This is a genomic window from Tunturiibacter gelidiferens (assembly GCF_013410115.1).
In the GTDB taxonomy this organism is placed as follows: Bacteria; Acidobacteriota; Terriglobia; order Terriglobales; family Acidobacteriaceae; genus Edaphobacter; species Edaphobacter gelidiferens.
This window is the reverse complement of sequence record NZ_JACCCV010000002.1, coordinates 2,104,960-2,119,429: the sequence shown is the minus strand read 5'-3', so window position 1 is coordinate 2,119,429 and position 14,470 is coordinate 2,104,960. Positions and strand designations below refer to the sequence as shown.

The 14,470-nt window shown below is 54.4% G+C and carries 12 protein-coding genes and 1 pseudogene; 9 read left to right on the top strand and 4 right to left on the bottom strand.

What is annotated here, in order from left to right:
- The first annotated feature begins 201 nt into the window (after positions 1-201).
- The 4 genes and pseudogenes from HDF12_RS20880 (at position 202) to HDF12_RS20865 (ending at position 3,297) form a co-directional block, all read left to right on the top strand.
- Positions 202-816, top strand: coding sequence for a hypothetical protein (locus HDF12_RS20880; RefSeq protein ID WP_179586607.1), 615 nt, complete (start codon positions 202-204; stop codon positions 814-816).
- On the top strand, positions 806-1,195 hold the full coding sequence (locus tag HDF12_RS20875) for a transcriptional regulator (RefSeq protein ID WP_179586605.1): 390 nt from the start codon (positions 806-808) through the stop codon (positions 1,193-1,195). The genes HDF12_RS20880 and HDF12_RS20875 overlap by 11 nt, the downstream gene beginning before the upstream one ends.
- 130 nt (positions 1,196-1,325) lie before the next feature.
- Positions 1,326-2,680 (top strand): annotated as a pseudogene (gene creD, locus HDF12_RS20870) (cell envelope integrity protein CreD).
- 206 nt (positions 2,681-2,886) lie between these two features.
- Positions 2,887-3,297, top strand: coding sequence for a hypothetical protein (locus HDF12_RS20865; protein WP_257025753.1), 411 nt, complete (start codon positions 2,887-2,889; stop codon positions 3,295-3,297).
- A 93-nt stretch (positions 3,298-3,390) separates the two neighbouring features.
- Here the strand turns inward: HDF12_RS20865 and HDF12_RS20860 are convergent, their stop codons facing one another.
- On the bottom strand, positions 3,391-4,269 hold the full coding sequence (locus HDF12_RS20860) for a winged helix-turn-helix domain-containing protein (protein ID WP_179586603.1): 879 nt from the start codon (positions 4,267-4,269) through the stop codon (positions 3,391-3,393).
- Positions 4,270-4,649: 380 nt separating this feature from the next.
- Here HDF12_RS20860 and HDF12_RS20855 point away from each other — a divergent pair, with 380 nt between their 5' ends.
- From HDF12_RS20855 to HDF12_RS20835, 5 genes are all read left to right on the top strand, one after another.
- Positions 4,650-5,258 carry a hypothetical protein gene (locus HDF12_RS20855; protein ID WP_179586601.1) on the top strand — a complete coding sequence of 203 codons (609 nt, stop codon included), beginning with the start codon at positions 4,650-4,652 and terminating at the stop codon, positions 5,256-5,258.
- A gap of 37 nt (positions 5,259-5,295) precedes the next feature.
- The gene (locus HDF12_RS20850) at positions 5,296-5,994 is read left to right on the top strand and encodes a CDP-alcohol phosphatidyltransferase family protein (protein WP_179586600.1); all 699 of its coding nucleotides are present in this window, start codon (positions 5,296-5,298) and stop codon (positions 5,992-5,994) included.
- Positions 5,991-7,046: a GtrA family protein gene (locus tag HDF12_RS20845; protein WP_179586598.1), complete on the top strand. Its 1,056-nt coding sequence runs from the start codon at positions 5,991-5,993 to the stop codon at positions 7,044-7,046. The genes HDF12_RS20850 and HDF12_RS20845 overlap by 4 nt, the downstream gene beginning before the upstream one ends.
- 433 nt (positions 7,047-7,479) lie before the next feature.
- Positions 7,480-7,803, top strand: a complete 324-nt coding sequence (locus tag HDF12_RS20840; RefSeq protein ID WP_179586595.1) for a PadR family transcriptional regulator — start codon at positions 7,480-7,482, stop codon at positions 7,801-7,803.
- 9 nt (positions 7,804-7,812) lie between these two features.
- Positions 7,813-10,476, top strand: coding sequence for an ABC transporter permease (locus HDF12_RS20835; protein WP_179586593.1), 2,664 nt, complete (start codon positions 7,813-7,815; stop codon positions 10,474-10,476).
- Between the two features lie 65 nt (positions 10,477-10,541).
- On the opposite strand, the gene HDF12_RS20830 is transcribed toward HDF12_RS20835, so the two are convergent.
- From HDF12_RS20830 to HDF12_RS20820, 3 genes are all read right to left on the bottom strand, one after another.
- Entirely contained in the window at positions 10,542-11,090 is a 549-nt protein-coding gene (locus tag HDF12_RS20830) for a hypothetical protein (protein ID WP_179586591.1), read from the bottom strand.
- A 1,558-nt stretch (positions 11,091-12,648) separates the two neighbouring features.
- Complete coding sequence (locus HDF12_RS20825) at positions 12,649-13,020, bottom strand: hypothetical protein (protein WP_179586589.1); 372 nt, start codon at positions 13,018-13,020, stop codon at positions 12,649-12,651.
- Between the two features lie 520 nt (positions 13,021-13,540).
- Entirely contained in the window at positions 13,541-14,365 is an 825-nt protein-coding gene (locus HDF12_RS20820) for a hypothetical protein (RefSeq protein ID WP_179586587.1), read from the bottom strand.
- Between the last annotated feature and the right edge of the window lie 105 nt (positions 14,366-14,470).

Sequence of the window (14,470 nt, the reverse complement as noted above, 5' to 3'; positions counted from 1 at the left end):
AGATGTCGCTGGACATCGGGTGTGCCAGTCGTGAATCAGGCCTTTGCGAAGAAAGACTCGCGAAAGAAGAAGCAATCGGCTGCCGCATTCGGACCGGCCAAGACGGACTGGCCCGTGGGTTATCGTGGTCTGGTTGCGAAGGGCACTCAAACCTAAAAATTCTTGTTCCACAAATTCACTTTGCAGTGTAAAGTGAACAACATGAGCGAACTCCATAAGGCGCTTGGTGACATCAGCAGCATACGCAGGCAGATGGCCCACAGTACTCAGTTTCGGGGTTATGGGCCTGCAACGCTTGCTGCTACGGGGACATTCGCATTTCTGGCTGCGTCACTACAATCAATGTGCTTGAAGGATCCGGCCGACCACATTCCGGCATACCTGAGCATTTGGGTCAGCACTGCTGCACTATCAGCTGCACTGACCGGAGTACAGATGTATACGCGGACCCGCCGCATTCATTCTGGTCTATCCAATGAGATGATCCGTATGGCCGTAGAGCAGTTCCTCCCAGCGGTCGGCGCGGGAATACTTATCACCGTTGTTCTCGTACGCTTTGTCCCTGCGGTCGTCTGGATGCTGCCCGCACTCTGGCAGGTGATCTTTAGTCTGGGGATCTTTTCGTCTTGCCGCTTTCTCCCACGCCTCATGATTGCTGCCGGGACTTGGTACCTGCTTACCGGGTTGGTTTGTATTGCGTTCGGAGATAGCCGCGCACTCGCTCCGTGGACCATGGGTCTTGCTTTTGGAGCGGGCCAGTTGCTAGTGGCTGGCATCCTGTTTGTTGCCACGCAGGAGGATGCAGATGAAAACTAAAGCTCCGTCAAGCGAAGGTCGCTTTGCGTATGAAGGCCTTGATCGAGTGATTCATGAGCGTGCACGTCTCAGTGTTCTGACGTCTCTGATCACAAATCCAAAGGGCCTGATCTTCAACGATCTTAAGCAGCTTTGCTCGCTAACCGACGGAAATTTGAGTCGTCATCTGCGAGTCCTGGAGACGGAAGGGATGGTTGAGATTCTGAAAGGCCATGATCGCAATCGTCCGCAAACGATCTGCCGCATCACGCACGAAGGACGAAAGCGTTATCTTGAATATCTTTCGACGCTTGAACGTGTAGTGAAGGACGCGACGAAGGGAAGCAAAGAGGTCCCTTCCGCCAACTTATTGCGCGGTCTAACCCCGTCTCGAGCTTAACCTTTTTTTCGGAGATAACTTTACGATGCAAAGCTCCCTGGCCGCGTCCACTTGCTTTGTATTGCAAAGTCAATTCTTGAACGTATCGAAGCAGCATTGAAAGCGACAGAGATTTTAAAGAGGAGATGAGATGAACCTTAGATTGGCGTTCAAGCTGCTGGTCATCGGCGTGGTGACAGGAGTTATCTTGATTGCCCTGGCGAGGGTGAACGGTACGATCACCGATCGACAGAAGTGCCGGGACGATGCGGTAAAGAGTATAGAGGCGAGCTACGCGGGGCCACAACGGTGATCGGCCCTGTATTGGTTAGGCCTTATACGCAGACGACTGTGACGATAGAGGATGGCGAGAAGGGGGTGAAAAAGAGAGTTGAGCATGTCGCTACGCTGACCGCAACGTCGTTCCCCCATGTGCTGGATGTACGTGGAAAGCTGACGCCAACGGAACGGCGGCATGGGCTATATACGGTGACAGTCTATGAATTTGCGGAGCACCTAAAAGGATCGGTGGAGATTATGCCACCACAGACGACCGGACAGGTGGAGTGGGGTGAGCCTTATCTGGCGATGTCTGTTGAGGACGTGCGCGGTATCGTGGGGACGCCGACGGTCGTGGTAAATGGGATTCCTCAGACGATGTTTCAAGGGACTGAATCGACTATGGGTTGGCAGCCCAATCTGCGAGTGCCATTACGAGGGGTGAAGGAGCTGCAAGGTCATATGGAATTTGCTATCGATATGGACCTGGCAGGGACAGAACAGCTGAGCGTGGCGCCAGTGGGAGATTCGAATCATGTAGAGCTGAGTTCGACATGGCGTTCACCGCTGTTCGCTGGACGCTTTCTTCCGCGGACAAGGCAGGTGGGGGGAAACGGGTTTTCAGCCGTATGGGATGTCTCTTCGTTGGCAACAGGGACGCAGGTGCAGATGGAGTCGAATCCGGTGAAGCCAATCGACCTAATGAATGTAAGTCTGCTGACGCCGATCGATCCGTACAAATTGAGCGATCGGGCGACGAAGTATGGAATCTTATTTGTTGTGCTGACGTTCGGTGGGTTCTTCCTATTCGAGATGATCAAGGAGTTACCGATTCACCCAGTTCAGCATCTGCTAGTCGGATTCGGACTAGCGATCTTCTTTTTGCTGCTGGTCAGCTTCTCGGAGCATATGGCATTTGCGCTGTCCTACCTGGTTGCCAGCGCAGCTTGTATAGGGTTGCTGACGTTCTACCTATCGTATGTCTTGCGAAGCGTGACGCGCGGCGTCGGGTTTGGCGCGATGCTGACGTCCCTTTATGCGGCGGTCTACGGACTGCTCATTAGCGAGGACAATGCGCTTATTCTGGGATCCCTGATGTTGTTCGCAGTACTGGCCGTGGTGATGGTGGTGACGCGGAGGGTAGATTGGTACAAGAATGGTTCGGATTTGATGAAGGCCTCCGTCCCATCGGCGCCACCGCCTCCTATGCAAGGACTGGGACTGTAGAGGCAATAAGGCATGCCCTAACGCCAGCAGAAAGCAAATAAGCTAGAGACTACGATATGAGCAGTTCAACGACATGCAGACCGGCTTTTGGAAAGGAAGTCTAGTCTTTGGCGCATAACCATCTCCGAGCGATTCGATTCTGGCTTGTTATTTTTATGACTGGGTTGTTTCTCAGCGGAGTCACTGCCTTTCCATTACAAACCGAAATGCGTTGGCTGGTGTCTATTCTCGAAGCTCCGCTCGTGCGAAGCTTCGCTGAAGCTATTCATCTGCTGCCCTGGATCGTTCGCGTGCAAAACGCTCTCTCCGCAACGAATGCACAGTATCCATTTCTGGCATATGGGACGGACTGGCTGGCGTTTGCTCACGTTGTGCTTGCTGTCTTGTTTATAGGACCTTACCGAGATCCCGTACGCAATAAGTGGATCATCACGTTTGGCTTGATCGCATGTGGAGGAGTGATTCCGCTCGCTCTCATAGCGGGTCATATCCGTGGCATCCCGCTCCCATGGCGACTCATCGACTGCAGCTTTGGCGTCTTCGGAGCTATTCCCCTTGTGCGTTGCGGAGTGCTCGTTAAAGAACTGGAGCAAAAGGAAACAGTGGCTCAAATCTAGTGGTAATTGGTGCTATAGATCCCGCTAATTTCAGTCTGCAATTGTCGACGAGGGTATTGTCTCCTCGCCAGACGATTGACTGTTATTAGCTAGTCAACGGATGGTAGACGAAATTTCGCCCGCGCCCATCAAGATAAGTGAGCGTTGCGCGAAAGGGGAGTAGACCAGGGGCGTCACGCACGCCAGCGCCAACCCATAGTTGATGTGGTGCAAAAGCAGGAAGGGAGCGAGAGACCACAGTACATCGAAGAGCAATAGAAAGGGCCAAATCTTCAGAAACTTCTCTCGCATTCCCGGCGCACGAAAGAGCACAGCGCAAAGCAGGAAGGTTCGGACAGGAATCAGGAGCACGGCAGTCAAAATCATGACGGTGAACGCCCAACTGGCAAACGAGAGCGATGAAAAGATGTCATTAATCTCCGTCAGATTGGCGAGTGCCCCAACATAGAAGCCCAGGTACATCAACTGCAGCAAAACGAATAGTGTCTGCACTACGGAGTGCGAACTCTTAGGCAGGTCGTCTGGTGTTGCCAGTACCCGGTCGAGAAATCCAGCTCTCGTCTGCTTGTTCGGAACGATCGGTGGCTCTTCCGAAACCTGAGCAACGATAGCCATGGAGGAGGTTTGTTCTAACGCAATGCGCTCCACAGGAGCTACGAAACGATAGCCGCGACGGGCCAGCGTTTCAACAAATCTCGGATTGCTCGCCTTGTCCCCAAGAGCTTCGCGGAGGCGATTCACTGCCGAGTTCACGCCATGTTCATAGTCAACAAACGTTCCATCGGGCCACAGCTCCCGACAGATCTCTTCTCGCGTCAGCATCTCTCCGGGACGTTCCAGCAGCATGAAGAGCACCTGGAAGGGCTGCGAGTGCAACTTGACACGCACGCCCTTCCGGCGCAGCTCGCCGGTGGTCGAGTCAACTTCGAAGACTCCGAAGCGATAGCGTCTGGCTGGCCGTATGTCCGTCATGTCCGATTCCAGTGTACCGAATACAACTCACGATTCAAGACGATTGCGTCCGCGAGGAATCCTCACAAGTCTAATTTTTACTGTGACTTACACCGTGAGGAACAATATTCACTGGGTGAGGTTCCTTGCATTGCTTGTCCGGCCCGAAACAGTGCAGGATGCGGTTTATGAAGAGACGCCACTCTGCACATCTTCGAAAAATGTCCCTTATCTGCGGCCTGTTGCTCCTAATGGGCGCACCACGCCTTCTGATGGGAGAGCCCACAGCCGCCGCAGTTTTCGCCTTCAACTCTTACAGCAAGGCAGTAAAATCCCGGCTCGCTCAACAGCATCGATCACCCAGTACCTTCCTCGCTCTCGCGGCTTCCAAGCCTGAAGACATGAAAATGCGCCTGCGAGAGGGGGAGTTCATCATTGAGAAGCTCACGCCCTCCGCGGACGCCAACTTCTCCGGAGCGCTCCTACACCACTGGCGCGGAACAGCCTTTGCTCCCGGAGCCAAGGCCGCAGACTTCGAGCGGCTGGTGCGCGACTTCAACTCCTATCCGCAGCACTTCTCTCCCCAGGTGATTCAGGCAAAAGTGCTCACCGAAGGCACAGACCGCATGCAGGCATGGATGCGTGTGCGCCAGAAGCACGTCATCACCGTGGTGATGGATACAACCTACGACATCACCTTTGGCCAACTGGATGTGCAGCACGGCTACAGCATCTCGGAGAGCACGCGGATTGCCGAGATTGAAGCGGCTGGTACCGGTGCCGAGCGCACGCTAAGTGCCAATGAGGACCACGGCTTCCTATGGCGGCTGAACACTTACTGGAGCTACGCGGAGCGGGACGGAGGTCTGTACCTGCAGATCGAGGCCATCTCGCTTACTCGCTCTATCCCCCGCGGCGTCGGTTGGGCGGTTCAGCCCTACGTTGAGAGCATCCCACGCGAATCACTCGAGTTCACGCTGCGCTCTGCATGCAATGCACTCCGGAAATAACCGCAAGGATGTCGCCTCATTTTGAAAGGACACAAAGATGAATATCCAGACCGTCATAACGAACCATGATGCAAACTTTATCCCGGCGCACCGGGTCAATCAGGCGCTGACCGCGTCGGCCGAGAAGCGCGTACTGCAGTGGATGGCCTATCGCGCCCCGCGATGGCTCAGTTCCGATCAGCTCACGATGCTTGGTCTGAGTGCGCAAATCGGAGCGGGCTTCGGCTATGCCTTATCGCGCTACAACCGCTACGCTTTATTGCTGGTGATTCTCTGCCTGGTGCTCAACTGGTTTGGAGACAGCATGGACGGCACGTTAGCCCGTGTGCGCTGCCAGCAGCGCCCTCGCTATGGCTTCTACGTCGATCACATGGTGGACATATTCGGATCTGTCGCGCTGATGTGCGGCCTTGGCCTCTCCGGCTTCGTACATTGGCAAACAGCGATCGCCATGCTGATCGCGTTTCTACTCTTGTCGAGTGAAAGCTATCTGGCCACTTATACCTTGTCCCGTTTTCAACTCTCGCAGGGCATCTTCGGCCCAACGGAGATCCGCATCCTGCTTATCCTTGGTAATCTCGCGCTGCTGCGCAGTCCGTACTCAACGATATTCGGACACAGAATGCTGCTATTCGATCTAGGAGGAACGATCGCATCAGTGTGCATGTTCGCAACTGCGATCCTCCTCACCGTGCGACATATGACCCAACTATACCGTGAGGAGCCGCTGGCATGAACACGCTCCTTCGTTGGGGGAAGTTCAATCTGGTGGGTGCAATGGGCATGGGGTTGCAGCTTGCCTTGCTCGCACTCTTCAACCGCTGGACGGCTGGCCACTACTTGTATGCCTCGGCTGCGGCCATCGAGCTCACGCTACTACATAACTTCGTTTGGCATCTGCACTACACGTGGCGCGACCGCCGCGCTAGCGACACACGACTCCGTCAGTTGGCACGGTTCCATCTCTCCAGCGGTTTGGTTTCGATGTTGGGAAACCTCACCTTGATGCGGTTGCTAGTCCATGAGGCACGCCTGCCGCTACTTGTCTCGAATGTCATCGCGATTATTTGCTGCTCGGTGGCGAACTTTCGCCTGGGGAACAAGTGGGCGTTTGCAGGACCGCGTAACGCAGAGGCTGCATGTCAGCCCGTACCACCGGCTCCCATATCTATTCATTTCCTCACGCTGGCTCTGCTGGTTTTCTTTGTCAGTGACGCTATGGTTCACGCACAATCTCGCCAAATGCTCGAAAGCGAAAGTGCTCCCACTTCGTCTTCGCAGACGTCTACTCTGGTTCCGGGGCAGACACCCACATCCCAACCGGGTTCCCCATCGGCATATCCCTCCAAACCGAACGACACTTATCTCTATCATGTCGGGGCCTTCTGCGGGATCGGTGCGAGCACCTCAACTGCAGCTTCCAAACCAGCGACAGGGTGCGGAGCCGGGATGACTCTTGTGCCCTTGCCTGTCTTTATCGAAGTGGGGATTATGGCGCCCCAAGCTAACCGTAGCTATCTTTCCGGATACATCAGTCTGGATAGCAGTTTCCCGCTTATGCGATCCTCGTCCAAGTATCTGCCAATGGCCATCGTCGGTTACAGCCGTCTCTTTGAAACGGGCCATGCCCTTGACTACGGCCTCGCGCTGGCACTGCCCCGGTTCAGCAAACATAAGGACGATAGCAAGAGTCTCCGCATCGAACTGAGAGATTACTGGACGTTCGCCAATCCTAACCAGCACAACGTAGTGCTTCGAGTCGGTTGGATGGGGGAGGAGGCTGATTGATGAGGTTTTCTTTGTACATCAGACTTCATCGGTCGGCAAGCAGTTAGGGTTCCAGAAACTCCAAAGTCATTTCGGCTTTGACGAAACCCTGATTTAACTTGATGAATAATCTCCGAGGCACTCAACGATAGCCTTTGCTCCACCGCGAACGCATCAGCGAGACTCACACATGTGAAGTTAGAAATAGAAAATGGGTTCTGCTGCAAGCTATTCAAAATAGAGGGACAAATGAACGGTCGGCCTTTGATCTTCCGCTTCCCAAATTCCGGACGAATGTCGACTGAACTAACTCGAGCCCAATCAGTTTCGGTTCAGGAGCTATGGCGTTCGGGACAGCGCCAGTACCGCAATCAGCTTTGAGTGTGAGCACTTATTCTTCCCCTTGACATTCGACATGAGGCGGGGCATTCTCTTGTAGAGAGTCGAGGGGAACGTGCCGCCATCTACTGATCTACTCCAAGGAACGTTAGACTTGCTTGTCTTAAGGACTCTTGCCCTAGAGTCGATGCATGGATGGGGCATAGCCCAGCGCATTCAGCAGGTTTCCAGGGATGCACTGCAGATTGGACAGGGATCACTGTATCCGGCACTCCACAGGTTGGAGTATAAGGGCTGGGTTCTGGCGGAATGGCGGGCATCAGAAAACAATCGCAGAGCCAAGTACTACTCGTTGACCCGAACAGGTCGAAGGCAGCTAGAAGCCGAACTGAAAGATTGGGAACGAATCTCGACAGCAATCGCTCTGGTACTCAAGTAGAGGACTCTGATGCTCAAAGAATGGCTAACCCGTCTTCGCTTCCTGATGATTTCCAAGTCTCCCGATGAGATCAATGAAGAACTGCAGTTTCACCTTGAGCAGCAGACTCAGGCGAATGTCGCCGCAGGCATGACGCCGCGTGAGTCCCGACGGCAGGCGATCATAGCGTTCGGAGGAATGGAGCGGACACGACAACAATCCCATGAGCAACGGCCCGGTTATGTCGCCGAGACTCTGCTTCAAGATGCTCATTACAGCATCCGCGGTTTCCGTAGCAATCCCATCTTTGCCCTCACCATTGTCGCAACTCTCATGCTCGGCATTGGAGCGACCACTGCGGTCTTCAGCGTGGTCGACCGCATCCTGTTCCGTTCACTACCTTACGCGAATGATGGACGGATCGTTTCTCTAGGTCTTGTCCAACCGCTTGAAACCCAGGAATTCCTGCTTAGCGGGTTTTACTATGACTGGCGCAGCAGGCAGAAAGTCTTCGCGTCGATGACATCCGAAAGCGCGAGCACGGGAGAGTGTGACCTGACGGAAGGCACACCCATGCAACTCGATTGTCCGTCCGTCGAAGGAAATTTCTTGTCCACACTCGGCGTTTCGCCCATTCTCGGGCGCAGTTTCCTACCTGAAGAGGCCCGACCCGGTGGTCCCAGAGTAGTTCTTATCTCATACGGCTTGTGGAATAGTCGGTTCAACCTCGATCCGGGGATTTTGAACAGGGCTATCAGAATTGATGGTGCACCAACCCGCGTCATCGGGGTACTTCCTAAAGACTTCGAGATGCCTCGACTACAGGCAGCCGATGTTTTGTTTCCCCTCGCTGTCGACGAGGCGGCTGATCGAGTAGCCAATGGCGGATTCGGCACTCCACGCAGAGTCTTCGCCACGCTCAACCCTGGGTTTACTGTTCAGCAAGCTGATACCGCCTTGCAGCCACTCTTCCAGCAGAGTAAGAACCAGATTCCTTCAGAGATCCGTTCCGACTTCCATCTTAAAGTACGTTCACTGCGCGACCGCCAGATGCAGGATGTGCGCCTTACAGCATGGGTCCTGCTTGGTGCCGCATTTGCTGTGCTGCTCATCGCATGCGCCAACGTCGCAAGCCTGTTGATGGCACGGGGTGCCGCACGACAGCGTGAACTTGCAGTCCGCTCTGCCCTCGGGGCCAGTCGGGCCAGACTGGCGAGCCAGGCGCTGACCGAATCTCTCTTACTCTCTCTGGCCGGAGCAACTGCAGGCTGCGTGCTTGCTGAAGGACTTCTTCGTGTCTTCATCGCCATAGCACCATCAAACATCCCATATCTAAGTATGGTTCACTTGGATCTTCGGATCGTCGGGTTTACTGTCATCCTTTCAATTTTGTGCGGCGTCTTCTTCGGCCTCGCGGTTGCTCTTGAGAAGCCGGAGGGCCGAATGCTGAGTGGCCGCACCCGTACCTCTGTCTCTAGCGCCAGCGTGCGCCAGTGGCTAGTTGTCGCGCAAATCTCAGCGAGCATGGTCCTGCTCGCCGTCGCCCTTCTCTTGGTGCGAAGCTACCGCAATCTCGAAGATCAAAACCTAGGCATTCGGGCCGACAACACCATCACCGCAAGGATTACGCTGGGGGAGCACAGTTACGCCACACCGCAAAGTCAACTCGACTTTTTTCAACGTCTGACTGCTCGACTTCGGTTCAGTCCGAGCATCAGTCTGGTCTCCATCAGCGACTCCGTCCCACCAGCCGAGAATCAGTTCAGTGGGCGTTTTCAGGAGATTGCTATCGAAGGAAGGCCCCTCTATCCTCCCGGTACTGGTGGTGTTGTCGCAAAACGCAGGGTTTCACCCGAGTACTTCAGCGCACTCGATATTCCTATCGTGGAGGGTGAAGGCTTCCGCGATGAGGATATGACCTCGACTCGTCGCCCTATCATCCTGAGCAAACGCCTAGCCTCGTTGCTATTCCCGAATCAGAGTCCTATTGGCCATCGCTTGCGCTTCGACCGACTCATGGCCTCAAACCCATGGAGCACCATCGTTGGGGTCTCGGCAGACGTCAAAAACAGCGGCCTCGCCAACGAAGATGTTCCAGAGTTCTATTTGTTACGAAGGAACCTTCCGGAAGACTGGAGAGCCGGTGGCGTCTGGGGTCGAACTTCCGTCGTAATCGTTCGTAGCTCCTTGTTGCCAGAACAGACCGCGCTCTTGGTTCGCTCACAGGTCGCGGCTCTCGATCCGACCCTGCCAGTCGACATCGCCACCCTGCGCGAACGAGTTAGCAAGCTCGCCGATCAACCAAAATTTCAATCCCTTCTCATGAGCTTCTTCGCCTCGACAGGCGTTGCCCTTGCACTCATAGGGCTTTACGGTGTTATTGCTTTTCTGGTGGCACAACGAACTCACGAGATCGGCGTTCGCTTGGCACTGGGAGCAGACAAGAGTGACATTCTGCGCCTGGTGATCGCACGAAGTTTGAGGCTAGTTATCGCGGGGACAGTTCTTGGCCTTATGCTTGCCCTGCTGGCTACGCGCCTACTCGCAAATCTTTTGTTCGGCGTCCGGGCTCACGATCCAGCCACGTTTGGCGTCGCAACGCTGCTATTGGTCCTCATTGCGCTTTTAGCGACTCTACTGCCCGCTCGAACTGCGAGCAGAGTAGATCCAACAGTCGCTTTGCGGTGTGAATAATCCTTGCCGTGCGTAGTTCATTGTTTTACATCTCTACCGTCTTAAACTGCAGGCGGCCTCCGTCTTCAGCATGGCGTAAGAAGCGGCTCTTCTGTCCAGCGGATCGAAGGTTCGTCATGAAAATCAAATACGATGACCTCCTGCTCACCACGTTCCAGTTTTAATGCGGCGGCCCTACTCTTGCTGATCGTGGCAGTCAAGAGCTTTGGCTCGTCAGTCCGATAACGCGGTATAAATGGAAATTTCGCGGCGGTCTTGCGGCCCAGACTCCACGAGAAGCCGAATATGTTTTTTGGGCCACAGCCTCGGTAGATAGTAATTTGTTCAGGCAGCGCTTCAAAGGCCACGCGCTCCTCATGGTTCATCATCTCCGGGATCGCGGACTCCATGTCCGGGACCCTCTCGGCGATTGCCCAGAACAGGTCGCCACTGCAAGGGCCGATGTTGTCGAATCCCGACCACAACTGGCCTAGAAGCACGAGCCAATCCTCGTCTGCCATGTCGTCAGCAACGTCGAGGAGGGCAGGCAGCCTCTCATAAGAGTCATAGTCTTTGCAAAGCGAAGTGTGAACGTCGTCGATAGCCAACGGTTTGGGATAGTTTGTATTGCTCATCTGTTACTCCAGTCTTCGATATAGGTGCGGAGCGCGAATGCCCTCACGTCTAATACCGCTCGGTCTCCCCCAATCCTGATTATCATCAGCCAAAATTGAGTTTTAAAGACGTCCATAGCCACGTCGACGTGAAGACCCTACCAGTCAATTTCATCCTCGAGCCTCTCTCGTGACTGCGACCAGAATCTCACCACAGCGGTGACCGATTCTTTATGAAGAACTCCTTCGAGCGTAAGCACTCCCGGCTCAGTCCGCCGTTCGCCGTCGTCGGCAACGCTTTCTGCATTCTGCGCTACTTCGTTTGTCCGCAGACATCCGCTTAGAGGCTTCCAGAAACGATCCCAGTCCTCCAATGAGTCATTCTTAAGTTGATCTTCTTCCCAGTAAAGGCCCTTCGATAGAGGTACTACGGATTCAGGAGCGAAGCAGACAAGGTGCTTGAGCTCAGCGCCAGGCGCACGTCTATATATAAATACTGGGAAACAGAAACAGAGTGAGTTCGGAAGTCCTTCCGGCTCGGGGTTCGAATATCCCACCAATAGATATTGTCGAGACCGCTTGTCGTCCGAGACACAGATTCCAGACACAGCCCTTGATGCCCACTGATACGCTCCGTGACTGAGATCTTTGAGGTGTTGCACGAGTATCGAGAAATCTACACAGTATTCGCAGTTGGGCTTGCCAAAAGGATATTCTCCTCTGATCCGCTCCAGGAAAGAATGGATCGGTTTGCGTGACTTGAGAAATCCTGCCTTGGGACGACGATGATATGGGTTCATGACCTTTCCTTCTTGACTAAGCTATGTCTAGGGACTCTCGATGCGCTTTTCACATGCTTGCTCGTGCGGGCCTACTTCACCTAACATCGACAACCTACATGGCTCGACCATCCAGAGTTGAACTTCAGGGAACGTCCAGGAATTATGTAGTCGTCATACATTCGAAAACTGGTTGGCAAATCCAGGGGTAGACATCACGCATCCTGTGGAGTTGCTCAGCCACAGTTTTATCGCGCCCACCTTCGAGCACACAACGAAGATAGCTATCAGTGCTGCAAGGTTAGCCGGTCCGTCCTGCAAAAGCTCGACTTCGAGCTTCTGCACCAAGTCACTTCATCTGGGGTGGCGAACCATACCTCCGAAGGTGCCTGATTTTCCGACTCCATTTCTGCTGGCACTTCCCGGAACAATAGACAGTCGTCGATCCGGATTGTCTGGCAGCTTCGCGACGCTCCTCCTTTATCAGTTGCTTGCAACGCTGGCAGACTACTGGAAGTGATGGCGGATCTGGAGGACGACGGGCAATCTTCTGCGATTCGTCAGCGTGGCCTATGTGGAACCAAGAGCAGTCAAAGCACTGATAGGCAATGATGAGATCACCAGTCTTCTGACTTTGTTTCCGCGCTACTTTCTCAGCTTGCCGGGAGTACTGATACGACTGTTTCCCGTCGCAGCGAGCTAGAGCTGGGTTCCTCCATGTTCCTCTGATGGTCATTTGAGTTGATCCCCTCGCGATCGTCTTCGGGATTACTGCGGCAGCTCGAACCTGAAAACGGCAGTTACGAACGGATGATGCGAACCTTATAGACGACTGGGAAAGTCGCTATTGCGGCGTAGATCTCATCATCGGGAGCATCTGGGTTCTTCACGTCCAAGGCCGCTGTGACTACGCCTGGACCTCTCACCACCCAATCTCCAACGTTCGTCTCAAAGCGCACCTCACCGACGATACCGGGGAAGATGTGCTCTTGAAACCCCTGCGCACGATTAGAAACGAGAGAGTAGGTGTCCTCCGCATGCTTGCGATAGTCCTGCAACGTGGCGGGAGAGCCATCCTCCCATCCCACCGAGTACGGTTCTTTGAGGCGGGGGGCCTGTTTCATTGTCCATTTTGCGATCAGTGTCTTATGAAGCTCTTTCGTTATTGTCATTTATAAATCCTATTGCTTGACTTGACGATAAGTCAAGCATGCCGATTACACGGCCATAGATTGCTAGTCTTGGTAGGTGAAACCCAAACCTCCAAACAAGCCGAAAGATCCGAACGCGGTAGCCCTCGGTCGCCGAGGAGGCAGGCGACGGGCTGAGGTCTTGAGTCCCGAGGAGCGAAATGCGATAGCGACCCAGGGCGGACTGCGTGGAGGACGAGCCCGAGCCGACGCTCTTTCAAAAAATCGCCGTAGCGAAATCGCTAGGAAGGCTGCAGAAAGTCGCTGGGCTAAGAGTAAGAAAGGTGTAGCGCCGTCCACCGAGGATTAGCTTAGTAGATCGGCTAATTGTAAGTGTGCGGTGTCTACGGAACACGAGAGGGAAGAAATGCTCCCCGTCCGCGGATGATTCAATTCCGCGGGCAGTTGTCGCGCTGTGGTCCGCTTTCAGCAACATAAAGTTTCGACTCGACGATGCCCGGTAATATCACCGGGCATTTGCAAGTCGAGAGCCTTCACCGAGCTATGCGGCAGATTTAGGTGGCTGGAGAGCTGCAGCCAATTCAATCATGAACAGCGCCACGGACTCCGGCGACGTCAACCTACGGTTCAGCTTCGGCTTCAGCTTCCTCACCATCTGCGTGATCTCTTCGTTCGAGGGCGAAGTAAACGACTCAGTGAGCCGCTTTTCGGGCTTCGGGTCGATTGAAACCTTCCACCTCTCAACGTACCGGTTTGCCGTAGCGCGTGGAATATTCTCGCGCCGCAAGAACGCCGCCCACCTTCCGGAGCGTCCGGGCCGAGCATGCAGCTGCTTCAATTCGAAGAGACGCTCGCCCAAGGAATTGCGGAGGGTTGCTAGTTCACCGCGGTTGCGGCGGAGTGCGTTATTCTTGCGCTCATGGGACGACCAGAGTTCTGTGATCTGTGTCTCCAGTGCAGCCTCCTGTACGACTTCATCGCCTGGGGGTCCTTCAGAGGTCGACTCGCTGTCATTCTCGCTCTGTAGCATTTCTGGCTGATGCGTTTCGCTATTCTCCGTCGCCGACGCCATCGTGGCGATTGAAGCAGAGTTCAGCGAGGGAACTGGCTCAGTGTTTGTACCGACTATGTCGGCCCGTTCTCCGCGACCGCCGCTCACAGAAGACTGCTTGCACTTCTCAGAGACGAGAGGCGGTGTCTGATTCGACTGCGAGATCGTACCCCGGGAAGAACCCTTCGTTCCGACTGAGGACGGAGACACAATCTTAAAAGGAGGTAGGTGAGTGGGTTTCTGATTGGACTTGGCGTCCTGTGTGGCTGCAACCACAGGGATAGGCTTACTGGTGAGATGTACTTCCATGGACATCTGGTACTCCGGTCTTCAATCTAGGTGCAGAGCGCGAGCGCCCTCACCTCTAATACCGCCGGATCCCCATTAATCCTAGTTATTGTCAGCCAAATCAAAGATTAA

Bases quoted from the DNA above. Each gene is read 5' to 3' on its own strand.
- HDF12_RS20845 (WP_179586598.1), top strand. From the start codon at position 5,991: ATGAACACGCTCCTTCGTTGGGGGAAGTTCAATCTGGTGGGTGCAATG.
- HDF12_RS20820 (WP_179586587.1), bottom strand. From the start codon at position 14,365: ATGTCCATGGAAGTACATCTCACCAGTAAGCCTATCCCTGTGGTTGCA.
- HDF12_RS20875 (WP_179586605.1), top strand. From the start codon at position 806: ATGAAAACTAAAGCTCCGTCAAGCGAAGGTCGCTTTGCGTATGAAGGC.
- HDF12_RS20855 (WP_179586601.1), top strand. From the start codon at position 4,650: ATGAAAATGCGCCTGCGAGAGGGGGAGTTCATCATTGAGAAGCTCACG.
- HDF12_RS20830 (WP_179586591.1), bottom strand. From the start codon at position 11,090: ATGAGCAATACAAACTATCCCAAACCGTTGGCTATCGACGACGTTCAC.
- HDF12_RS20880 (WP_179586607.1), top strand. From the start codon at position 202: ATGAGCGAACTCCATAAGGCGCTTGGTGACATCAGCAGCATACGCAGG.
- HDF12_RS20850 (WP_179586600.1), top strand. From the start codon at position 5,296: ATGAATATCCAGACCGTCATAACGAACCATGATGCAAACTTTATCCCG.
- HDF12_RS20835 (WP_179586593.1), top strand. From the start codon at position 7,813: ATGCTCAAAGAATGGCTAACCCGTCTTCGCTTCCTGATGATTTCCAAG.
- HDF12_RS20865 (WP_257025753.1), top strand. From the start codon at position 2,887: ATGCGTTGGCTGGTGTCTATTCTCGAAGCTCCGCTCGTGCGAAGCTTC.
- HDF12_RS20825 (WP_179586589.1), bottom strand. From the start codon at position 13,020: ATGACAATAACGAAAGAGCTTCATAAGACACTGATCGCAAAATGGACA.
- HDF12_RS20860 (WP_179586603.1), bottom strand. From the start codon at position 4,269: ATGACGGACATACGGCCAGCCAGACGCTATCGCTTCGGAGTCTTCGAA.